Source organism: Candidatus Palauibacter sp., assembly GCF_965222475.1.
Lineage (GTDB): Bacteria > Gemmatimonadota > Gemmatimonadetes > Palauibacterales > Palauibacteraceae > Palauibacter.
In genome coordinates this window covers 52,714-75,210 of record NZ_CBDCUB010000003.1, presented here as the reverse complement: position 1 = coordinate 75,210, position 22,497 = coordinate 52,714, and the positions used below count along the sequence as shown (strand labels likewise).

18 protein-coding genes are annotated in these 22,497 nt (G+C 67.9%); 11 read left to right on the top strand and 7 right to left on the bottom strand.

Features of this window, described 5'->3' with window-relative positions; translation table 11 throughout:
- Positions 1–153: 153 nt before the first annotated feature.
- Complete coding sequence (locus ACOQPP_RS08210) at positions 154–1,227, top strand: ABC transporter substrate-binding protein (RefSeq protein WP_419165002.1); 1,074 nt, start codon at positions 154–156, stop codon at positions 1,225–1,227.
- Positions 1,228–1,267: 40 nt separating this feature from the next.
- Here the strand turns inward: ACOQPP_RS08210 and ACOQPP_RS08205 are convergent, their stop codons facing one another.
- Positions 1,268–3,499, bottom strand: a complete 2,232-nt coding sequence (locus ACOQPP_RS08205) for a TonB-dependent receptor (RefSeq protein WP_419165003.1) — start codon at positions 3,497–3,499, stop codon at positions 1,268–1,270.
- Positions 3,500–3,831: 332 nt separating this feature from the next.
- On the opposite strand from ACOQPP_RS08205, the gene ACOQPP_RS08200 reads away from it, so the two are divergent.
- Positions 3,832–6,285: a PBP1A family penicillin-binding protein gene (locus ACOQPP_RS08200; protein ID WP_420636269.1), complete on the top strand. Its 2,454-nt coding sequence runs from the start codon at positions 3,832–3,834 to the stop codon at positions 6,283–6,285.
- A 473-nt stretch (positions 6,286–6,758) separates the two neighbouring features.
- Here ACOQPP_RS08200 and ACOQPP_RS08195 read toward each other — a convergent pair whose 3' ends face one another.
- The 5 genes from ACOQPP_RS08195 to ACOQPP_RS08175 form a co-directional block, all read right to left on the bottom strand.
- A complete protein-coding gene (locus ACOQPP_RS08195) occupies positions 6,759–7,091 on the bottom strand; it encodes a hypothetical protein (RefSeq protein WP_419165005.1) in 333 nt (110 codons plus the stop codon).
- Positions 7,092–7,114: 23 nt separating this feature from the next.
- Entirely contained in the window at positions 7,115–8,020 is a 906-nt protein-coding gene (locus ACOQPP_RS08190) for a cation diffusion facilitator family transporter (protein WP_420636327.1), read from the bottom strand.
- Entirely contained in the window at positions 8,017–8,199 is a 183-nt protein-coding gene (locus ACOQPP_RS08185; protein ID WP_419165045.1) for a hypothetical protein, read from the bottom strand. The genes ACOQPP_RS08190 and ACOQPP_RS08185 overlap by 4 nt, the downstream gene beginning before the upstream one ends.
- A gap of 151 nt (positions 8,200–8,350) precedes the next feature.
- Entirely contained in the window at positions 8,351–8,830 is a 480-nt protein-coding gene (locus tag ACOQPP_RS08180; protein ID WP_419165006.1) for a YybH family protein, read from the bottom strand.
- Between the two features lie 5 nt (positions 8,831–8,835).
- The gene (locus tag ACOQPP_RS08175) at positions 8,836–9,375 is read right to left on the bottom strand and encodes a DUF411 domain-containing protein (RefSeq protein WP_419165007.1); all 540 of its coding nucleotides are present in this window, start codon (positions 9,373–9,375) and stop codon (positions 8,836–8,838) included.
- A gap of 165 nt (positions 9,376–9,540) precedes the next feature.
- On the opposite strand from ACOQPP_RS08175, the gene ACOQPP_RS08170 reads away from it, so the two are divergent.
- Together ACOQPP_RS08170 and ACOQPP_RS08165 are read left to right on the top strand one after the other, a co-directional pair.
- Positions 9,541–10,665 (top strand): mechanosensitive ion channel family protein, encoded by a 1,125-nt coding sequence (locus ACOQPP_RS08170; RefSeq protein WP_419165008.1) that lies wholly within the window; start codon positions 9,541–9,543, stop codon positions 10,663–10,665.
- Position 10,666: 1 nt separating this feature from the next.
- The gene (locus ACOQPP_RS08165) at positions 10,667–12,010 is read left to right on the top strand and encodes an amidohydrolase family protein (RefSeq protein WP_419165009.1); all 1,344 of its coding nucleotides are present in this window, start codon (positions 10,667–10,669) and stop codon (positions 12,008–12,010) included.
- On the opposite strand, the gene ACOQPP_RS08160 is transcribed toward ACOQPP_RS08165, so the two are convergent.
- Positions 12,003–12,758 carry a hypothetical protein gene (locus ACOQPP_RS08160; RefSeq protein ID WP_419165010.1) on the bottom strand — a complete coding sequence of 252 codons (756 nt, stop codon included), beginning with the start codon at positions 12,756–12,758 and terminating at the stop codon, positions 12,003–12,005. The genes ACOQPP_RS08165 and ACOQPP_RS08160 overlap by 8 nt on opposite strands.
- A 90-nt stretch (positions 12,759–12,848) precedes the next feature.
- Between ACOQPP_RS08160 and ACOQPP_RS08155 the strand changes: the two genes are divergently transcribed.
- From ACOQPP_RS08155 to ACOQPP_RS08125, 7 genes are all read left to right on the top strand, one after another.
- Entirely contained in the window at positions 12,849–13,922 is a 1,074-nt protein-coding gene (locus ACOQPP_RS08155; RefSeq protein ID WP_419165011.1) for a hypothetical protein, read from the top strand.
- Positions 13,923–14,040: 118 nt separating this feature from the next.
- Positions 14,041–14,979, top strand: coding sequence for an MBL fold metallo-hydrolase (locus tag ACOQPP_RS08150; RefSeq protein WP_420636268.1), 939 nt, complete (start codon positions 14,041–14,043; stop codon positions 14,977–14,979).
- Complete coding sequence (locus ACOQPP_RS08145) at positions 14,979–17,732, top strand: 2-oxoglutarate dehydrogenase E1 component (RefSeq protein WP_420636267.1); 2,754 nt, start codon at positions 14,979–14,981, stop codon at positions 17,730–17,732. Before ACOQPP_RS08150 ends, ACOQPP_RS08145 begins: the two co-directional genes overlap by 1 nt.
- An 80-nt stretch (positions 17,733–17,812) precedes the next feature.
- Positions 17,813–18,778, top strand: a complete 966-nt coding sequence (locus tag ACOQPP_RS08140; RefSeq protein ID WP_420636266.1) for a hypothetical protein — start codon at positions 17,813–17,815, stop codon at positions 18,776–18,778.
- A gap of 260 nt (positions 18,779–19,038) precedes the next feature.
- Positions 19,039–19,443: a hypothetical protein gene (locus ACOQPP_RS08135; RefSeq protein ID WP_419165015.1), complete on the top strand. Its 405-nt coding sequence runs from the start codon at positions 19,039–19,041 to the stop codon at positions 19,441–19,443.
- 149 nt (positions 19,444–19,592) lie between these two features.
- Positions 19,593–21,185: an Hsp70 family protein gene (locus ACOQPP_RS08130; protein WP_419165016.1), complete on the top strand. Its 1,593-nt coding sequence runs from the start codon at positions 19,593–19,595 to the stop codon at positions 21,183–21,185.
- A 37-nt stretch (positions 21,186–21,222) separates the two neighbouring features.
- Positions 21,223–22,473 carry a HEAT repeat domain-containing protein gene (locus ACOQPP_RS08125; RefSeq protein ID WP_419165017.1) on the top strand — a complete coding sequence of 417 codons (1,251 nt, stop codon included), beginning with the start codon at positions 21,223–21,225 and terminating at the stop codon, positions 22,471–22,473.
- Positions 22,474–22,497: the final 24 nt, after the last annotated feature.

The window sequence follows — 22,497 nt, the reverse complement described above, 5'->3', positions numbered from 1 at the left end:
CGCCGGCTCGCTCGAAGACTCGCGGCCGTCGTCCGGGACCGGATCAACTACTACAATCAGGTGCCCGGCACTCCTCCCTCGGAGACCGGCCGCCCCTGAGGATCATGAAGGAGAAACGGAATGAGAGAAGGAGTCGTGAGACGTTTTCCGGCGGTGACCACCCTGGGGCTCGTTGCGCTCCTTTCCAGCGTCCCGCTCCTCCCCGTCGCCGGGCAGTCGATCACCGTCGTGTCCTGGGGCGGCTCCTACGGCCGCGCCGTCAACGAGGGCGCCAACATTCCCTTCACCGAGGCGACCGGCATCCGTATCAGCCTGGAGGACTACAACGGCGGCCTGGCCCAGATACGGGCCCAGGTGGACATCGGCAACGTCCATTGGGATGTGGTCGACCTGGAGATCGCCGATGCCGTGCGCGGTTGCGACGAGGGGCTGCTCGAGCTGATAGACATCGACGATCTGCCTCCCGGACCCGACGGCACTCCCGCCGCCGACGACTTCGTGGCCGAGAGCCAGACCGAGTGCGGGGTGGGCAATCTGTACTGGTCGACCGTGTACGCGTACAACGACGATAACTTCCCGGGCGAAAAGCCCACCACCATGGCCGACTTCTTCGACCTGGAGAAGTTCCCGGGCCGCCGCGGGATGCGGCGGGTACCGCAGGTGAACCTGGAGTTCGCCCTGATCGCCGATGGCGTGCCGCTTGACGAGGTGTACGCCACGTTGGAGACCCCGGAGGGCCTGGACCGGGCCTTTGCCAAGCTCGAAACGATCAAGGACGAGGTGGTCTGGTGGGAGGCCGGCGCCCAGCCACCGCAGATGTTGGCCGACAGGGAAGTGGTCATGAGCACGGCGTACAACGGCCGCATCTTCAATGCCCGGATCCTCGAAAACCAACCGCTCGTGATCGTGTGGGACGGGCAGTTGCTGGACGTGGGTCAGGTCGGGATCGTCGCGGGTACACCGAGGCTGGAAGAAGCCCTGAGATACGTGGCCTTCAGCACCAGCGCCGAGTCTCTGGCGCGGATCGGCCGCCGCATCTCCTATTCCCCGGCGCGCAGATCAGGCATGCCACTGGTGACGACCCATGCGGTCGCAGGGGTCGACATGGCGCCCCACATGCCGGCCGGCGCGGGCAACGTGGATCGTGCGCTTCGTTACGACTGGACGTTCTGGGTCGACTACCAGGACGAACTGAACGAGCGCTTCAGCGCCTGGCTGGCGCGCTAGAGGGCGATGGCGGGAGCACCAAGGCTTGTGTACGCGCGCGTCAGAACACCACCCGATAGCTGACGTTCAGACTCCGCGCGGCCTCCGGCATGATCTCCTTCACCCGGGAGAGGTGGTTGCGGTACTCGGTATTCGCGGCGTTGACGAGGCTCACAGTCAGGACGTTCAGACGCCCGCCGAGCGTAAGCCGCACCCCTGCTGTGGCGTTGAAGACGGTGTACCCACGCGTCGGCGTCTCGAATTCGCCAACCCGGTCTTGCCGGTCCGCCATCTCGGCCTCCGCCCGGACGTACCACGACGGCCTCTCGTACTTCAGGGCCACATGTCCCTTGAGCGGAGGAACGAGAGGCAAAGGCTGACCGGTCCCCTTGAGACTGCCTTTCACCGATGAGGCCACTCCCTCCAGCGCCAGCCCCCGCCCAGCGTCAACGTCCACGCCGGCTTCGAAGCCGCTGAACACGGCGTCGCTGCCCCGGAACTGATAGATGGGGAGGCGCACGCGGCTCAGGCGGCCCGTGTCCTCCCCGTAGATGTGGTTCTTGATGTCGTTGTGGAAGCCGGTGACCTCTGCCCTCAGCCGGTCGGACTCGAAGCGGAGGAAGACATCGAGCCCCGTCCCGACCTCGCTCTCCAGAGACGGGTTTCCGACTTCAAAGACGTAGGCCGCCAGATGCGGCCCTTCCGAATAGAGTTCTTTGACGTCGGGTGTGCGAACCGCCCGGGCAACGCTGGCACCGAGCACCAGCCCCGAGGCGGACTTGTAAAGGATACCCAACGACCCCGACAAGGAGTGGAATCTGCGGTCACGAATCTCACCGATGTCCGAAACCCGATCTTCCCCTGGATCGGCCAGGGTCCAGTCGTAGCGTAGCCCCGACTCGATCTGGATGGCGCCCAGGTCGACCTCCTCGAGCAAGTACAGGGCCGCCTTGAACCGACGCGTGTCTGGCGTGAACAGGGATCCCCCGTATCCGAAATCCTCCCAGGACGCACGGCCGCCCATCGCACCCGCCGTAAACGGTCCCCACCTCCCATGCCGACCCAGGACGTCCCCGCTCGCGCTCTGTTGCTCGAAGAGCGTGCCCAAAATGTCCGGTGCTTCGATCTCGCGGTGCGTGTACGAGGTGTGAGTCGCGTCGAAGCGGAGGTTGTGGAAGGGCCCGACCGGCTCCTCGACCACGGTCCGGAACTTCGATGAGACTCGCTCCATTTCGATGCGCACCCCCTCCTCGTGCCCACCCACGAAACCACCCGGGATGCCGTAGTAGTTGCGGTAGCCGCGGAAGGACGTCCCCAGGCGACCCCAATCGGCCACGTAGGCCGTCCCCGCACCCCCGCTCCACAGTTCGCCGCCGGTGTTGAGAAGCGTGCCGGCGGGGGTCTTCAAATCTCCCGCCGTCCGTGCGGCTACCTCCACACGCAGCGGCACGCGCTCCCCGATGGCGAACACGGTCGTCGCGCTGCCAGCCAGCGAGCCCATCGCGGTCTGCGTCTGCAGTGTCGCCGCGCCCGTCAGGCGGTGCGGCACGGCAGTCGGAATCTCGTCGCGGATGACGTTGATGACCCCGCCCAGCGCGTTGCCCCCGTAGAGCAGCGCGCCGGGACCCCGCACAACCTCGATCCGCCGTGCCGACGACGGATCGAGTGCGGTGGCGTGGTCCGCGCCCGAGTTGGAGGCATCCCCAACCGCAGTCCCGTCCTCGAGCATCAGTACCCGATCCCCGCTCAGTCCCCGGATCACCGGTTGCGCAACCGATGGACCCGTCCTGGCGGCGGCCAGCCCCGGCATTGACGCCAACGTCCCCGCTACGGTCGCCGTCATCTGGCGCTGCAAGTCATCGCCCGTCATGACGCTGACCGGCCGGAGCGCCTCGGCCGCGGTGCGCTCGCTGATTGTCGCCGTCACCACCAAGTCCGCCATTCCAATGGGAGACGGTGCCAACTCGATCACGATCTCTGCCGACTCCGCCACCGCTCGGCGCGCGCGCACGGTCCCCACGGTTACTGCCACGGTGGCGCCCCGGTACCCCAGGCGATCGGCTCGAAGGGTATACACGCCCGCGGCCATCCCGGTCAGGTGGAAGGTACCGTCCGCGCGGGTCACCGCCCTGGTTTCCCTCCCGACCACCGATACGTGCGCTCCCGCCAGGGGGTAACCGGTACTCGCGTCGCGCACACTGCCCTCGAACACATGCGCTTGCTCCGGCTCCTGCGCGGCCAGGTCGCCGATGTTGGCGAGAGCGGGCCACGAGAGGCCCACCGCCGCAAGCATTGGCGCCAGAAGGCGGATCCGCCTGGCGATCGAACGAGCGGACGGCCGGACGCCCGATCGAGCACCGTCGGATCGAGCGGTGCCGGGCCGGCGCGAAACCGGCCCGACGGGACTCTCGACCGGGTACGCTGAGGGCATGGTTCCTCCCACTCCTGCCTGTCCAGGGAGTGTGCAAGGGCCACAAGCTGAATCGCGGGCACGGGACGTTAGGCTGGCGTTGCGGTTTCGGGCAACCTTGTGCAGCGGTGGAAACCCTTTGGTGCCCCCGGGGCGTCAGAGACGGTGTGAGAGACAGCGGAAGGACTCGGCGGTGGCTCCGGCCGAGAAGGACGATGCACAGGGGTCGGTGGCTCATGCTCTTAGCCGCGGCGATTTTCGCCGCCGGCCTCGGCTATCTGGTCTTCGAAGCCCGTATAGCACGCGAGTTCGACGCGCTCGATTCCTCTTCCCCGGCGCGCATCCTGGCGCGACCGTGGACCCTCCGCGCTGGCGATCGGGTCGACCCGCGGCGCCTCATCGGCCACCTGAAGAAAGTCGGCTACCGATCGGTCTCCGGCAGAACGCCGCAAGCCGGAGAGTTCAGCGCACGCGGCCGCGATCTTCTCGTGGGCCGCCGCACGCTTCGTCTCGGTGGCCTCGTCGACCCCGGCGTTCGCGCGCGGGTGCGATTCCGGAGCAACGGACGCATCTCCGCGATTCGGGACGCCGAGGGGAAGAACCTCGCCAGCCTTCTGCTCGATCCCGAGGTGATCGGGACGTCCCTCGGGGAGCGCGGCCGGGACCGGGTGCCCGTCCGCCTCGACGAGGTGCCGGAACACCTGGTCGACGCTTTGTTGACAGTGGAGGATCGCCGCTTCTACGAGCACGGCGCGCTGGATCCTCGCCGCATCGCCGGCGCCGCGCTCTCCAACCTCCGGCAGCGGCGGGTCGTGGAGGGGGGAAGCACGATCACCCAGCAGCTCGCCCGCACGCTCTTCCTGTCGACGGACCGCACCGTGCTCCGAAAGCTGCGTGAGGCGGCGATCGCGGTGGCGCTGGAAAGACGGTTCTCCAAGCAGCGTATGCTCGAGGCCTACGTGAACCATATCTATCTCGGGCAGCACCGAGGGACCGCCATCCACGGCTTCGGGCGCGCCGCGCAGTTCTACTTCGGCCGCGACATCTCGGAATTGACGTTGGGCCAGTCGGCGATGCTGGTCGGGATTGTCAGGGGGCCGAGCGTGTACTCGCCCCATCGCCACCCGGAGCGTGCCCGGGCCCGGCGCGACATGGTGCTGCGGCAGCTGCACGCCGTCGGGCACCTGGACGACGCTCGGCGCGACGCCGAACTCGAAGCCGATCCGGAGATTCGACGTCCTCCGGAGCGGAACTTCGATGCCCGCTGGTATCTGGATTTCCTGCGGCGGGGGCTGGCTGCCGGCGATGCTTCGTTGGAACCGGAGGGTGGCGGTCCAACGGTGATTTCTTCGCTTGCGCCGGAGCTTCAACGCGCCGCCGAGACCGCGGTGTCAAAGGGGATCCGCAACATGGAGCGCCTGCGTCCCCGCCTGAGGGAACAGGCCGGGCCGCTTCAGGCGGCGCTGGTGGCCCTGGACCCGCGGACCGGCGACATCCTGGCGATGGTCGGCGGTCGCTCGTACGGCGAGTCGCAGTTCAATCGCGCGGTGGACGCCCGGCGCCAACCGGGAAGCGCCTTCAAGCCCGTCGTGGCGCTGGCCGCCCTCACACCGGGAGCAGATCCTTCCTTCACCCTGGCTTCCGTGCTGAAGGACGAACCGCTGGCGCTCGATACGCCAGCCGGCGTGTGGAAGCCGGCGAACGCCGACCGCGAGTTCCTCGGACCCATCAGGCTGCGCGAGGCGCTGGAGGGGTCACGCAACGTGCCGTTCGCGCGCCTGGGTCTGGCGGTCGGTCCCGACAGGATCATCGAGACAGCGCGGCGGCTGGGCATCGAGAGCCCCCTCGCGCCGTATCCGAGCCTGGCGCTGGGCGCCTCCGAGGTCACGCTGCTCGAATTGACGGCGGCCTATGCGGTGCTGGCGGCAGAGGGCCTGCGTACTGCTCCGCGCTCGGCGCTAACGGTGCTCGGCCGCGACGGTACCGCGCGCCGTGAGACCATGGCCCGTAGCGAGTCGGTCGTCAGTCCGGCGGAGGCGTACCTGGTCACGTCCGCGCTCCGGGGCGTCATCGAGCACGGGACCGGGAGCGGCGTCCGCGCCGCGGGATATCGGGGTCCGGTGGCGGCGAAGTCCGGGACGACGAACGACTCCCGCGACGCCTGGTTCGTCGGCTACACACCGGAACTGGCGGTAGGCGTGTGGGTGGGATTCGACGACGGGACGCCGGTTGGTCTCCCTGGCTCCAGGGCCGCGCTCCCGATATTTGCCGACTTCATGATCCGCGTTCTGGGACCGCGCGGCGGTCGCGGTTTCCGCTTCCCCGCAGGGGTGGAACGGGTCGATGTCGAGCCTGCGACCGGACGGCGCGCCGGGTGGGGGTGTCGAGGCGAGCCTGAACTGTTCCTCGCGGGCACGGCGCCCGAAGCCTACTGCGGCTACCGCCCCCAACCGTGGCGCCGACGCACGCTGTCTCCCGAGTCGCCGGCGATCACCGACGATCCGGGATCGTTCAGACGTGGGCGTGTCCGGGTCCGTGCTGATGGTCGCGACGGCCCTGATGCAGGATCACGTGCAGCAGCGAGCCGCTCACGAACGCCTGATACATCTCGAGGGCCGAGTGTTCGTCCGGCAGCACTTCCGTCCCCGCGAGCGCCCCGATCACCGTAGCCACGATAATGGCGGCCACCCCGGCCAGGGCCCCCCGAACGCCGTGCCGGGGTTCGAGCAACCACCAGATGAGCAGTCCGACCGCGACGCGGTGAAGGACGATGGCGGAGGTGAACGGAGCGCTCGAGCTCCCGACCAGCAGGGCGCCGCCCTCGAGGAGCGCGTGCACCACCATCGACAGCACGCCGAGCACGATCGTCGCGTTGTCCGTGTACCGGGCCAGCGTTTTGGAGAGTCTCTCAAGCAGATAGAGGAGGCCGATGCCGGCGCCGACTGCGAGGAGGGGTAAGATCCGGCGCTCCAGCCACACGTGGGGAAGCACCTGCCACGCGATCAGGAGTGGAAGCGCGACGAAGACAATCGTATCGATGAGCCGGATGGTGCCCGGCCTTCGGTGCAGCACAACGTACAGCACGGCGCCGAGGGCCGGCGCCACGAGCACTGCGATCAGCTGAAACACTCAGCGTCCGGACTCAGTCCTGCCCGGCCGGTCCGTGATGATCGCAGTGGTCGCCATGCTGATGGTGCAAATGGCCGTCCACGACGTAATCGACGTGCCCGTCGTGTTCCACCGCCTCGTGGCCGCAGCCATCTCCGTGCACATGGTCGTTGTCGTGGTCCGCGCAGTCGTGACCGTGCCCCGGCGCCGGACCGTGGTCGTCGCAGTGGTCGCCGTGCGCGTGGTGCAGGTGGCCATCGACGACATAGTCCATATGGCCGTCATGCTCGACGGCCTCGTGGCCGCAGTTCTCGCCGTGCGTGTGGCCGCTGTCGTGGTGTTCGCAGTCGTGGTCGTGCCCGCCCATGATCTTGCCCCTGTTGGTTCGACCTAATGCGGCCGCGCGGTGGCGACGAGGTGGTCGACGTGGTGGTCCTCGTTGCAGTGCGTGGCCGTGCTCTCCACCTGAACCGTGATGTGTTGAATGTTGAACTTGTTGTACGCGATCTCCTGAATCTCGTGCAACAGCTTCGCCGAATCTCCCTCGCGTTCGGGGTCCACCAGAACATGCGCAGTGAGCGCATCGTAGCCCGGTGCGAGCGTCCACACATGAACGTCGTGGATGACCGTGACGCCCTCGAGATCTTCGATCTGGTGGCAGAGATTGTACACGTCGACGTGGTCCGGCGTCCCTTCGAGCAGGACGTGCACGACCTTGGCCAGCAGGCGCCACGTGCTGAGCAGTATCAGGATGCCGATGAGGACGCTGAGGATCGGGTCGGAGATGTACCATTCGAAGGCCCACACGAGCACACCGGACACGATGACCGCCACCGACCCGAGAATGTCGGCGATCACGTGGGCCAGGGCGCCTTCGACGTTCACGCTGTGCTTCGCGGACCGGTGGAGTACCCAGGCAGCGGCGAGATTGGCCAGAAGTCCGAGAACCCCGATGATCAGCATCAGGCCGCCCTCGACCTCCGGAATCGCCTGGAAGCGGTGGTAGGCCTCGAAGATCACCCACGCGGAGATCAGCCATAGCGTGAGGGCGTTGGTGAGGGCGGCGAGGATCTCCAGCCGGTGGTACCCGAAGGTGCGCTCCACGGAAGCGGCACGCGTCGCGAAGTGCACAGCGAACAGCGCGAGGCCGATCGAGGCCGCGTCGGTGAGCATGTGCCCGGCGTCGGCGATCAGCGCCAGGCTTCCCGACAGGATGCCGCCGATCACCTCGACGAACATGAAGCTGGCGATGATCACCAGGGCGATCGTGAGGTCCCGCTTGCTGGCGTTCCTCAGTTCCTCCGAGTGGTCGTGGGCGCTGAAGATCCCATGGCTGTGGTCGTGATCGTGGCCGTGGTGATGATGGTGGCCGTGTCCATGCCCATGATCGTGGTCATGGTCGTGCCCGTGGTCATGGTCATGATGATCGTGGTGGTCATGGTCGTGATCGTGGTCATGATGATGATCGTGCTCATGGTCGTGATCACTATCTTGACGACCGCCGCCGTGGCTCATGGGAACCATGCCCCTCCGGGGTTGAACATCAGCCTGCAGTCGGGCAGGGAACCTATCCCGCCGCGAGTGGGTCTAACCACCCCCGCAAGAAGGGCGATTCGACAAATATCGTCAAGGGACCGCGGTGTAATGGCCGTGGATGCAGAGCCAGCGGCCGTCCTCCCGCACGAAGATCCTCGTCGATTTCCCCCTGCTCGCGAAACGTCCCCCATCGGTGTAGCCGGAATCCGTCCAGTAATAGGTGATCCAGGCCACATCGCCCCGTATCGTAACTTCGGGCTGGTGCATCTCGGTGTGTACGTCACGCGCACGGGTCAGGTAGTCTCCATAACTCCTGAGTTCAAGCGCGCGACCTTCCGCGAGGTAGACATCGTTCTCCCCGAAAGCGGTGAATTCCGGATGGATGTACTGCGCGTAGGCGTCGAGGTCGCCCGCTTCGATCGCCGCCCACATCGCGACGAGCGTGTCGATGACCTCCTGTTCCTCGTCCTGGGCCCGCACGTACGACGGAGCCAGGGCGGCCAGTGCCAGGGCGAGGGAGGCGGCAAGCCCAACTCGCCGCCCCGGCCTCGGCGCTGTTCGGCGGGTCACGGGAGTCAGCGGCTCTCGTAGACCGACGTATTGCCCTGGGCGTCGAACTGAATCACGTCATACGGATCGACGCGGTCGCCGAACTCCATGCCCGGGGAACCCACCGGCATCCCCGGCACGGCGAGCCCGCGCGCGGAGGGTGCCTCGGCGAGGAACCGGGCGATGACCTCCGCCGGGATATGCCCCTCGAACACGTAGTCGCCCACGAACGCCGTGTGGCACGACTGGAGTTGCAACGGCAGACCCGCGTCCAGCTTGATGGCGATCATGTCGTCGGTGTCCTCGACATCGAGCTGGAAACCGGCCTCTCGCATGTGGTCCACCCAGAGGGCGCAGCACCCGCAGGTGGGCGACTTGTAGACCTTGATCGTCGGCGCATCGGCGATGGTCGCGGCCAACGTCGCATCGACCATGGCGTTTACGGGGGTCGCGGTCGCCGGTTGTCCGCTCTCCGCCGATGCCTCCGGGGCGCACCCGCTGGCGAGCAGCGCCAGGCCGATAGAGGCCACTCCGATGCCCATCTTTCCGAGCTTTCCGTTCAACATCATCACTCCCGGTTCGATTCCTGCCGCTCGATCCCCCAAGTTATCCGCGAGGGGGCTGGCACGGTACCATTACCATACCGTTGTGCGCGGCATCAAGCGGCTATCATGCGCGGGGATGTGGACGCCACGCGGGTGGCGGGCAAAGCCTGAGAGAGGCGAGGCGTGATGGAGAGACTGTCACAACTGTGGAGCGAAGTGGTCGCCTTCATGGCTCCGCGCTGGCTGCCCAGCCTGATCGTGGTTGTGGTCGCCGGCCTCGTCTACCTCGTGGCGCTAATGGTTCTGGGCCGCGCGCAGAGGCATTGGGTAACGCGAACCGCGACGCAAATCGACGATCTCGCCGTGCGGCTGCTCCGCCAGGCTCTGCTGCTCTCGAGCGTGACCTGGGCGGTCTGGCGCCTGCTGGAAATCTGGGGGATGCCCACGGTGGCACAGTGGGTGTACGCGATCTGGATCGGCGTCCTCTTCTTCCCCCTGAGCCGCTTCGTCGGGGACCTCCTGACGGCGATCGAGAGCGAGGTCGTCTCCCGCACCGAGACGTCGCTCGACAAGACGGCGCTGCCGATGATCAACAAGGCGGTCCGCTTCGTCATCGTCGCGCTCGGCGTCGTCGTCGCGCTGGCGGAGCTGGGGATCAACATCGCCCCGCTCCTCGCCGGCGCCGGTGTGATGGGGCTCGCCCTGTCGCTCGCCGCCAAGGACACGCTCTCGAACCTGATCGCGGGCGTGCTGCTCATCGTGGACCGCCCGTTCCAGGTGGGAGACCGGATCGAACTGTGGACGGCGCCCAACGAGACCGGCTCCTGGGGCGACGTGATCGAGATCGGCCTGCGGGCGACGAAGATCCGCAATCCGGACAACCTCGTGATCGTGGTCCCGAACAATCAGATCATGCAGCGCGACATCACCAACTACACGATGTCCGGCCAGGACATCCGGCTCCGAATCCCGTTCTCCGTCGCCTACGAATCGGACATCGACCGGGCCAAGGAACTGCTCGTCGAGATCGCCATCGGCGTCGAGGACGTGAAGAAGGAGCCCGAGCCGATCGTCATCGCGCGCGGCTTCGGGCCGTCGGAGGTGAAGCTCCAACTGCGGGTGTGGATCCTGGAGGCCCGGGCGCGGCGCCGCATCGCGGACGAGATCAGCGAACGGGCGCTTCGGGCCTTCGCGGAGGCCGGCGTGGAGATCCCCTATCCGAAGCGGGAGCTGTACATCCGATCCGGCGGCGACTTGAGCCCCGGTGTCGCCTCGAAGCCCGGCGGCGGCTCCGACTCCGGCGGTGATTGAGATGCGCGCAACAAACCCGGCGGCGGGATGGCGGATCGGGGTGGCCGCGGCGCTGCTGGGTGTCCCGACCCTCCCCGCCGAAGCCGCGGGGGTCGTCCAGGAGCTGTTTCCGGGGCTCCGGTCCGAGTTGTTCGTCAACGTGACGGTCATCGATGGCCGCGGCGGACCCCCGCGACCCTCCTCCGCGGTCCTCGTCACCGGAGGCCGCATCCGGGGCGTCGGAACCCAGGGCTCCATGGTCGTCCCGGAGGGCTCCATGGTCGTGGACCTGTCGGGGAGCTACCTCCTCCCCGGGTTCATCGACGTCCAGGTCTCGCCGCGCACCACGGAGGACCTGCACGCCCTCGTCTCGTTCGGGATCACCGGTGTACGCGACGGGGCAGTCCCGCTGGATCTCTTCCAGGCGCGGGGGCGCGGAGGGTTCGGGGAGGATCCCGCCCCTTCCGTCCACATCGGGGGGCCGGTGCTGGACGCCGGGGACGAGGTGTCCGGCGTGCGGCTGCAGTCGGAGGCCGCGGCCATCCAGGAGGTGGAGCGCCAGGCGCGGGATGGGGCGGACTTCATCTCCGTCTCCCCCAATGTTCCCGCGGCATGGCTGGTCGGGATCACCCGTGCCGCACGACGGGTGGACCTGCCGGTCTGGGCCGATCGGCGCGGAGACGGGTGGCTGCTCGCCCTCCGCGCCGGAGCCGCCGTTGCGAGCCCGCTGGTGTCGGGGGACCCCGAACTCCTGCCGGAGAATCAGCGGGTCGGGTTCGAGGCGCTGGCGGCGAGAGGCGATGCGCGGACAGATGCGGCCTGGCTCGAGCGTCTCGAGTCGCACGGCCCGGAGGTGGACCGCGCCGTCACCGCCATTCTGTCGAACGACGCGACGCTGGCCCCACTGCTTGCGAGCGCCGCGGCGCCTCTCGACTGCACCCCCGATACGGCCGCATGCGCGTCGGTCTCCGAGGCCGAGCGGGCCCAGCTGCGTGCCGCGTGGCCGAGGGCTCAGGCCCTGGTCCGAACCCTGCACGGGCACGGCGTCCGCATGCTCGTCGGCTCCGACGCGCCCCGAACCACCGATTGGGGGAGCGGCTTTCACCGGGAGATGCAACTCCTCGTGGAGGCCGGTATCCCGGAACTGGAGGTCATCGGGATGGCGACGCGCAACGCGGCGATCGCCCTCGGGCAGTTGCACCAACGGGGAACCATCGAACTCGGCAAGCGGGCGGACTTCCTCGTCCTCGAGGCGAATCCTCTCGCCGACATCCGGAACGCGAGCCGGATCTCGCTGGTCGTGATCGGGGGGCGGGCGTGGAGCCTGGGGTCGGACGGCCGCTGGGAGCGCGTCCGCTTCAACTGATCTCGGTGGCTGAAGGCGATCCGGAGGGACGAGCGCCCGGGCGCCGTGGCGTCCTGCGCTGTGCGAGGCCCTGGCAATAGGCGTCGCGACGGCGGGTGAGGTCCTCGATGACCCCGGCCTTGAACGAGTCCGCGCCATACCAGCCGGCCACCCGCTCGCGGTACGTCGCGATGTCGATGACTTCCGCGCCCAGCCACACGTCCTGAAACGGTCTCGGGAAGCGCTCGCCGGGGGCCTGGACGTTGTGAAGCCCCCCGCTGTACGCGATGAACAGTCGCCCCCCCGGCCTCGACGAGAGGATGTCGGCGATTCCGCCGCGGATCGTCATCGGATTCCCGGAGAAATCGAGGCCGGTCCGGCGTTTCATGCGTCCTTCGGGGCAGAGGATGATCAGCGCCTCGGGATCCCGGATCTGGTCGAGCACCTCCTCCCAGGTGTCGTCCCGCTCGCGCGTTACGGGCACGACTTCGCGGGCGATGAGTCGGAAGAGCCGGCCGGCGATCGGTCGCGCGACCGTCTTGTCGGCAACCGGGACGACTCCGTGCGCGGCGATCCGCCAGAGCAGGCGACTAGGTACGATCGACAGCAGTACGGGCTCGAACAGACTCGTGTGGTTGAGCAGCGCGAGCACGCTCAGGCGGGACCACGGCTCGTCGGCCTCGCGGACCCACTCCAGCCGCACCCTGCACAAGACCCGGCTCGCGGTCTTGATCGTGAAGAGAAGAAGGAAGACGATATAGCTGCGCATTTCGCGCAGTGTGCTTTCGGAATCGCCGGGTGGTCAAGGGCACCGCCGGCCGGCCGGGAGCCGACATCGCCCGCACGGGGGGAGGACCGGATGTCCCGAATGTTGCCGAAGCCGCCGAACGGATCGCTGAGACCGTTGATCCTCGCGGCGGTCGCAGCGGTCGCATCCGGAGGGCTCGGGTCGGTCGCCGCCCAGGATCATACGATCATCGCGCTCAGCCATTCCGACTTCACCGCCTACGAACTCGACCCGGCGAGCGGCCGTATCGTGAGCCAGTTCACGGCCATGAACCAGCCCCACGAAGCGGTCGTCACGCCCGATGGTCGGACCATCTTCGTGGCCATCCCGCGCGACCCCGCCTACGTCGTGATTCTGGACGCGGAGACTTTCGAGGAGCGGGGGAGGATCGAGTCGGATTACTTTCACCGTCCTCCGGACCAGCGCCAGTACGGGCCCGAGGTGATCACGAACCGGTCGGCGCTCCCCCACGGCGTCGCGCTCAACCGGGCGGGGACGAAGCTGTACATCGGCGTGGAGTGGTCGGAGGTGCCGGGCGTCGTGGTGTACGACGTATCCCGCGGGGAGGTGAGCGGGAAGATCGATCTCCTCCTGAACGGCGGGCATTTCCTCGCGGTCGACCCGCGCAGCGACAAGCTCTACTACCCTCACCGGGACGATGACCGCGTCGTCGTGATCGACACGCGCACCGACGAGATCGTGAAGATCATCGACGTGCCCGGCGGACCGGTCGGGGTGGACTTCACACCGGGCGGGGAAGCGTGGGTGCATTCGGATTACGATGGAACGGTCACCGTCATCGACACGTCGACCGACGAGGTGGTCGAGACGATCGATACGGGCGGCTGGGGGGCGGGCCGCATCTCGGTCTCGCTCGACGGACGGTTCGCCGCGTCCACCCGGAACGACACCGAGAACGTGGCCATCATCAACGTCGAAACGCGGCAGGTGGCGGGACACGTCACGCTCGGGCCCGGCCCCGGGTTCCCGCTCTTCTCGCCTGACGGCCGCAGGCTCTACGTGATGAACTCCCGGGTCGGCGATGTCGCCGTCATCGAGGTGGGAGACGATGGGGCGGGCGCCGTCGTGGCCCGGCACCCCGTCGGGGTAAATCCGTTCGGCGGGACGCTGCGTCACATCCGCTGAACCAGCTTCGAGATCGCGGATTCCGCGGCCTCCCAGGTGGCATTCCGGCCGCCGCCGCCGCATCTTCGACCCCCGAAATCCCGATGACGCCCGGCAGGCTGTAGCGAGGAGTACACCCATGAGAGTTCGATCGAGAGTTCGACCCCTTTTCCTGGCGGCGCTGTCTACCGGTCTCGCGACGAGTCCGGCCCTCGCCCGGCAGGACTTCTCGGCCGTCCAGATCGAAGCCACGCACGTGGCGGGTACCGTCTGGATGCTGGTCGGGCAAGGCGGGAACATCGGCGTGTCGTCGGGGCCCGACGGCGTGCTGATGGTCGACGACCAGTTCGCCCCGCTGGCGGACAAGATCCGAGCCGCCCTGCGCGAAGTGGGGCGGTCGGAGGAGGCGGCGGAGCCGAGGTTCCTCCTCAACACGCATTTCCACGGCGACCACACGGGCGGCAACGCCGAGTTCGGCGACGCGTCGACGATCGTGGCGCACACCAACGTGCGATCCAGGCTTGCGGCTGGCGGATCGCCCGATGTGGCCCTCCCGATCGTCACCTTTGACGATGCGCTCTCGATCCACTTCAACGGCGAGGAGATCCGGGCGTTCCACATCCCGAACGGACACACGGACGGGGATGCCCTCATCTACTTCATGGACTCCAACGTCCTCCATATGGGGGACGACTTCTTCGCCGGCCGCTTCCCCTTCGTCGACATCGACAACGGCGGAAGCGTGGAAGGACTCGCGCGCGGCATCCAGGGCGTGCTGGACAACGTGCCGGCCGACATCCGGATCATCCCCGGGCATGGACCGCTCTCGGCGGTGGAGGACCTGCGGACGTACCACCGGATGATCACGGAGACGATCGCGATGGTGCGCGGCAAGATCGACCGGGGCATGAGCAGCGAGCAGATCCAGGGCGAGGGCGTCTCCGAGGAGTGGGCGGACTGGGGCGCCGGGTTCATCTCCACGGAGCGCTGGCTCGACACCGTGCATCGGAGCCTTTCCGGCGGGGCGGGCGCCGAGAACACCGAACACGGACACGGGCCGGGCGCGTCGCACCGCTGATGACCGCGGACGGGTATAACGCGGGTTACGCCGAGCGGCTCTACGAACGGGAGCTTCGCGACCGGGGCGTGGTCCCGCCCGCGCTGGCCGGCTGGGACCCATCGGCTGCGCCGCCGCTCGAAGCGCTCCCGCGGATTGCGCCGCCGCCCCCGCCGCCGCCTCCGCTGGCGGAGGCCGAGGTGGTCGCGACAGAGGATCTGCGGCTCGCCGCGATCGCGGGTGCGCTGGTGGAGGCCTACCGCGCGTACGGCCACCTGGGCGCGCGGATCGATCCGCTGGGCTCGGAGCCCCCGAGGCATCCCCTGCTGGAACCGGAATACCACGGCATCCAGCGCGAGGAACTCGCGCGGGTGCCCGCCTCCGCCGTCTGGCTCAAGCATCTGGGCGACAATGCGGCCGAGGTGCTGGATCGGCTGGAAGAGATCTACTGCGGTCCGATCGGCTACGAGCTGGATCAGATGGAGGACCCGGCCCAGCGTGACTGGCTGGTGGACTACATCGAGTCGCACCGTCACCGCCTCCTCATGAGCCGGACGCGGGCGCGCAACTGTCTCGAGTGGCTGACCCGCATCGAGGGGCTCGAGAGCTTCCTGCACCGCACCTACCTGGGGAAGAAGCGGTTCTCCGTGGAAGGGCTCGACATGCTGGTCCCCATGCTGCGGGGGCTCATCGGCGGGGCCGGCCGGCGCGGCGCCCGGCAGGTGTTCCTGGGGATGGCGCACCGCGGCCGCCTCAACGTGCTGGCGCACGTCATGGGCCTCTCCTACGAGTCGATCCTGGCCGAGTTCGAGGAGCAGGCCGAGCGCGGGATCATGACCGCCCTCCCGGAGCACGGGTCCGGGGACGTGAAGTATCACATCGGAGGCAGGTCGCAGGTCGCCGAGGACGAAGTCGAACTCGATGTGCGGCTGGCCCCCAACCCGAGCCATCTCGAGCACGTGAATCCCGTCGTGCTCGGCATGGCGCGCGCGGCACGCTTCACCGGCGAGTCCGCCGATTCCTCGGCGATCCTCCCCATCCTCATCCACGGCGACGCCTCCTTCGCGGGCCAGGGCGTGGTCGCCGAGACGCTGAACCTGTGCCGGCTCTCCGCCTACGAGACCGGCGGCACGCTCCATATCATCACGAACAACCAGCTCGGCTTCACGACGCTTCCCGGGGAGAGCCGCTCGACCCGGTACGCGAGCGACCTTGCGCTGGGCTTCCGGCTCCCGGTCGTGCACGTCAACGCCGACGACCCCGAGGCGTGTATGGCGGCCGTGCGGCTCGCCATCGACTACCGGTTCGAGTTCGGGGAGGACATCGTCATCGACCTCGTGGGCTACCGTCGCTACGGCCACAACGAGGGGGACGAACCGTCCTACACGCAGCCCGTGATGTACGACCGGATCACCGGGCACCCTCGCGTTCGGGAGCAGTTCGCGGAGGTCGTGGTCGAGCGGGGCCTCCTCACCGAGGGTGAGGTCGATGCGATGGTCGGGGGGGTGTACGCCGAACTGGAGGCGGCGCGGGGAACGATCGCGGCGCACAAGGAGGCGGAGGCGCGCACGGGTGCGTCACCGGATGTGGCGTGGCTCACGGACCCGGCCGAGCAGCTGCGGCCGACGGGTCTCGCCGAGGCCCGGCTCCGGGAACTGAACGACGCGATCCACCGCTGGCCATCGGACTTCACTCCCTTCCACAAGCTCGGGCGCCAGCTGGAACGGCGCCGCGCCGCGCTGGACCGGGGCATCGACTGGGGGCACGCGGAAGCCCTCGCCCTCGCGGGTCTGCTGACGGAAGGCGTCCCGGTCCGGCTCACCGGCGAGGACAGCCAGCGGGGCACGTTCAGCCACCGGCACCTGGTCCTCCACGACGCGGAGGACGGCCGGACGTACACGCCCATCGCCCACATCGAGGAGGGGCAGGCACCGCTCAAGATCGCCAACAGCCCCCTGTCCGAGATCGCCACCCTCGGGTTCGAGTACGGCTTCTCGACGATCGCGGCCAACGCGCTCGTCATGTGGGAGGCCCAGTTCGGAGACTTCGCCAACGTCGGGCAGGCGATCATCGACCAGTTCGTCGTGTCGGGCCGCTCGAAGTGGGGTCTGGAGTCGCGGCTCGTCCTGCTCCTCCCGCATGGCTACGAAGGGCAGGGGCCGGAACATTCCAGCGCCCGCCTCGAGCGATTCCTCCAACTCGCGGCCGAGGGTAACATCCGCATCGTCAACTGCACGACGCCCGCACAGTACTTCCACGCCCTCCGCTGGCAGGCGCTCCGCGCCACCTGCCGCCCGCTCATCGTGATGACGCCGAAGAGCCTGCTGCGGCACCCCCGGGCCCGCTCGACGCTCGCCGATCTCACGAGCGCCGGGTTCCGGGCAGTGCTCCCGGATCAGGGGGTGGCCGTCGAGCCCCACCGCGTGGACCGGATCCTCCTCTGCAGCGGGAAGGTCTACTTCGACCTGCTCGCCGAGGCTCCTGCCGAGCGCGACATCCCGATCCTGCGCGTGGAACAGCCGTATCCGTTCCCGGCGGAGGAACTGGCGGCCGCGCTGGCTCCCTATCCCGACGCGGCGGAGGTATGCTGGGTGCAGGAGGAGCCGCAGAACATGGGCGCCTGGACGTCCGTGCGGCCGCACCTGCGCCAACTCATCGGCCGCGAGCCGCTCTACAGCGGCCGCCCCGAGCGCGCCAGCCCCGCCGAGGGCTACTTCGGCAAACACGCCCGCCGCCAGCAGCGCCTGCTCCGGGCCGCGCTTCGCCTGGACTGACCTCCTCACCGAGGACGGTCCCATGCGTCTTGTCGCCGTCACCGGTCCCCGGCAGACGGATCCGTCATCTGGTCGATTTCGTGGTTCAGGGCAGAGAGCCCCTGCCTGAGCAGGACTGGCCGACCGCCGACTTGCTTGCGCTCATTGAGGTCGTCGGGCGAGAGCTGCGTTCGCCATGGGACGAGCGACGAGACTCATCCGCCCAGTTCATGGCCGGCGGGAGCTTCGCCACGGATCTGAAGGCGAATTCTCTCATGAACACCTGGGCCAGGACCCTGGCGGGCCGGGTGGACGAGGGGGCGATTGCCGCCCTTTCGGACCTCGCGGACGACCCGACTCTGAAGAATTGGCACAGGATGCTCCGTCGGGCTCGTGATGAGCAGGCCGCAAAGCACCGGACTTCGGCCTACGAGGCCCCCACCGTACGTCAGGTACGGGATGCGCTTCGTGGCGGTCCGCCGGTCAGCGCGGCCGACCTGTCCGCCCTGGTCGCCGAGAAGCTGGTGAACCTGGCCAGGAGAATCCGCGACGGGAACGCTGATGCCTGGCAGCAGTATTGGCACGCGGACCCGGATGATCCCAAGGGCAGGCTGGTCATCAAGCCGAAGTCCGAAGATCCCTGCCGGAAGGCTCTGCTCTCGGATCTCCAAATCCTGTTGGAGCCGCACGAAGTCGATGCCCAGCCGGAAGGACACCACGCGGAGGACAATCGGTCGGACATCATCGCAATCCACGGCGCCCACGCCGTCGTCGTGGAAGTCAAGAAGACGGACAGCGGTGGACTCTGGAGCGCCATCGAAGACCAGTTGATCGCCAAGTACACGCGTGACCCGAGGTCGGGCGGCTACGGGATCTGCCTGGTCCTCTGGTTCGGCGCCCATCACCTGAAGAGAGCGCCCCCTGTAGGCCCGCGTCCCGAGTCGCCGGATGAGCTTCGAGAAAGGTTGATCGGGCTCGTCCCTCAGGCACAGCGTCGCACCATCACGGTTCTCGTTGTCGATGTCAGCGCGCCGCCGGGCCGTTCAACTCAGGACGCAATGCCATGACGACCCACTCACTTCCAAGCGGAACGGTCGTCGATAACGACCAACGTCCCCTTTTCGGCATCGGGTACGTGGGCGACGGACGCTCCGAAGGGTGCGCCACCAACAGGTCTACGCGGCGCATCCGGAAGTCGGACGCCGACCCCTGGTTGAGACGCCCGCCGTTTGATGGCACCTTGATCGGGACACGGAGGTTCGTTTGCGTCGAGTGACGGCCGATGGGCCGGGCACCGCATGGAAACCTCCAACGGGAGTCGTCAGAGATGGGGCTGGATGTGATCATCGGACTCGTCACCATTTTCGCGGCCATCGTCGGCGTGGGCGTGGCGTTGTTCAGGCTCACGCGGAAGCTCGCAGACGAGATCAAGGGCGTACGCGACGAACTTCGGGGCGACATCAAGGGTGTACGCGACGAGCTTCGGGGCGACATCGCGGGTCTTCGCGGCGAGCTTCGGGGCGACATCGCGGGTCTTCGCAGCGAGCTTCGGGGCGACATCACGCACCTGCGCGATGAGCTTCGGAGCGACATCGCTGGCGTACGGGCCGAACTCGGCGGCCGGATCGACGCAGTCGCGGCCGAACTGGCCAAGACGCGTATCGCCGTGGCCAGGATGGAGGGACATGTGCTGGGAGTCCCGCAGCCGGATACTGCCACGGATGCCGCCTGACCAAGACTGCCGGACCTCGGGGTCAATCGCCTCGGCGTCCCCGTTCGGCGCACCGTAGGCCGCAACACCTGCGGCATGTCGTCGCGGCTCTCCGATCAGTGCCGCCGAGCCGCCTTGCCGCCGCTTCAGGGTCGGCGCAAGGTCGTGCCATGACGACCCACTGGGCCATCGACCTCGGCACGTCCAACACGACCATCTGCGAAGACCGGTCCGGCCGTCCGCACACCGTGAACCTGCCGGACCTCGCGAAGCTCGAACCCCTCACGCAGACCCCGGTCCTGCCGTCATGCGTATGCATCCTGGACCGGGACGGTGAGGAAGTCCTGATCGGCCAGGAAGCCGTTACCTACAACTGGGACGGACAGGCCGCGGGCTTCGCGCGCGGCTTCAAGCGCTATCTCGACACGGAGAGCGGTCGGGCCGTGGCGCGCGTGGGCGGGAGGATCTTCACCGCTCAGGACGTCGCTTCCTTCTTCCTCCGGGAGGTCATCGGAAAGCTCGAGGCGCAATTCGGCGAAGACATCACCGACGTCACCATCGCCACGCCGAGCGGGTTCTACGAGACGTACCGGGCCGAGCTGCAGGCAATCCTCCGCAGTGTGAAGCACCGTGGCTGGTGGGAGCGGATTTGGGCGCGCCTCCGGGGGAAGTCGACCCGGATCGTGTTCCGCACGCTCGACGAGCCCGTGGCGGCCGCGCTCGGCTACGGCGTGGATGTCGGACGCGCCACCACCCTCGTAGCCTTCGATTTTGGCGGTGGATCGATGGAAGCCGCCGTCGTGAGGACCCACGGCGCACGGACGGTGGAGACCGGACGGGCCGACGTGCTGGCGAAACAGGCCGTGGAACTCGGCGGTGACGACGTCGACCGCTGGATTCTGGAGCGGTTCGTTCCGACGGCCCTGCACGATTGGCCCGACTGGGAAGTCGCGCTCCGATGGGAGGCCGAGCGTGTGAAGCTGCTCGCGAGCGCGGGGAGGGAGGGGGACTTCACCTTCCGCAACGAGACGTATGGGAAACTGGACTACAACGTCTTGAGCGATATTCTCGCCGAACACGGCCTCTACGCGCGGATTCGGGAGCTCCTCGACGCCTTGCTCGCCGAGCTGCAAACCCGGCACGGCGTGCCCGCCGCCGGCATCGAAGATGTGATTCTCGAGGGTGGGTCCACCCTGCTTCCGGAAGTGCGCAACGTCGTGGCCGATGTGCTCGGCCGGGAGAAGGTCCGGGAGTGGCTCCCCTTCGCGAGCGTAGCGCGGGGCGCGTGCATCTTCGCGGGCGGCGCGCACGTCGAGGACTTCATCTACCACGACTACGCGCTTCGCGTCTTGCCCCACGACGACGCCGACGCCGAGTACGAGCTGCTCATCCCCGGTGGAACGAGCTTCCCGACGGTCGACAATTTCGTGACGCGCTACTACGCCCCCGGCTTCGATGGCCAGCAACACATCAACCTCTTCATCTGTGAGGTCGGGCGCGTCGCCGGGCGTCCGGTCGACTGGACCGAGCGAGCCAACGGGTCCAGCTATTTCGTGCCCGGGACCGCGGGCGAACGGGCATTCTGCCTGTGCCTCAACGAGGCGGACCCGGCGCTGCCGCTCAACCCGGCCGGCAAGGGAGCGTCACCGCGGCTGCGCGTAACCTACTCGGTGGACGAAAACCGCTGGCTGTGTGTTACCGTGCACGACCTGCACCGGAAGACCGACCTCAGGGTCGAGCACCCGGTGGTACGATTGCGATGAACGGAGGGGATGCGATGAGCGCCGGGGAGTCCTCCGAATGAGCTTGCTCAAGGCCCTCTTCGGGCCGAGCCGGGAGGAGATCTGGCGGCAGCTCTCCGGGGAGGTGGGCGGTCGGTTCCACGAAGGAGGCTTGTTCACCCAATCTGCCGTCCAGGCCCGTACCGACGACTGGATCATCACCCTCGACACGTACACGCAGCACACTGGCAACACGCACCAGACCTTCACGAGGCTTCGCGCTCCCTATTTCAATCCGGAAGGCTTCAGGTTCGAAATCTACCGGGCGGGCTTGTTCAGCGAGCTGGGGAAGGTGCTGGGCATGGAGGATATCGAGGTCGGCCACACTCGCTTCGATCGGGACTTCGTGATCAAGAGCAATGCGCCGCGGCGCGTGCGGCGGCTCTTCGACAACAGGAAGATCCGTCATCTCATCGATGCCCAGCCGAAGATTCACCTGTCCGTCAAGGGGCACGACGGGTTGTTCGGCAAGTTCCCCGCCGGGGTGGACGAACTCCACTTCCGATCGACCGGGACCATCAAGGATCTCGCGCAGCTCCGGACCCTGTTCGACCTCTTCGCCGAGGTTCTGCGGCAGGTCTGTCACGAGGGAAAGGCGTATGAGGACGATGTCCGGATCCACATCCGGCGCCTGCGTGCGCCCGGAGGCCGGATCAAGGACAAGTACGTCCTCTGGGAAGGCGACGGACCTCGCCGCGACGCAGCCGCCGCACTCGGACGGCTGGGGGACCCCGCAGCCGTTCCGGCCCTCGCGTCCGTTCTCGAGGACGAGGACACCTTGCTCGGGGCCCGGGCCATCGAAGCACTCGCCCGGATTCAGGACCGTAAGGCGGTCGCCCCCCTCGTCCGCTTTCTCGGCGATACCCGAGAGGCCGACGGCGCGCCCGTTGGCGACAGGGTCGCGGATGCGTTGAGGAAGCTGGGCGAAGGGGAGTTGGTCGGCATCGTGGCTGGGGCGTTCGGCGGCGACTTCGGGCGTCTCAAGGCGTACGACGGCGAATACAGGGCGCAGATCATCGAGGCGCTCGGCGACGCGCTCGAGCGGTTCTCCGGCACGCACGCGGCGAACGCGCTCGCGGAGATCCACGCCGTTGAAGCGCTGCCCCGGCTCCGCGAAGCCCTCAGGAGCACGGGCTCGGGAAACCCCGCGGGTCAGGCGATCTCGAGTGCGATCAAGGCGCTCGAGGCGCGGGCCGCGCTGCCCCGCGCCGCCGCCGCGTCCGATGTCAACGTTGACACACTGCCGCGGTCCGCACAGGAACCCTTGTGAGAGTGCCGCCGGGCAGCCCCGGAG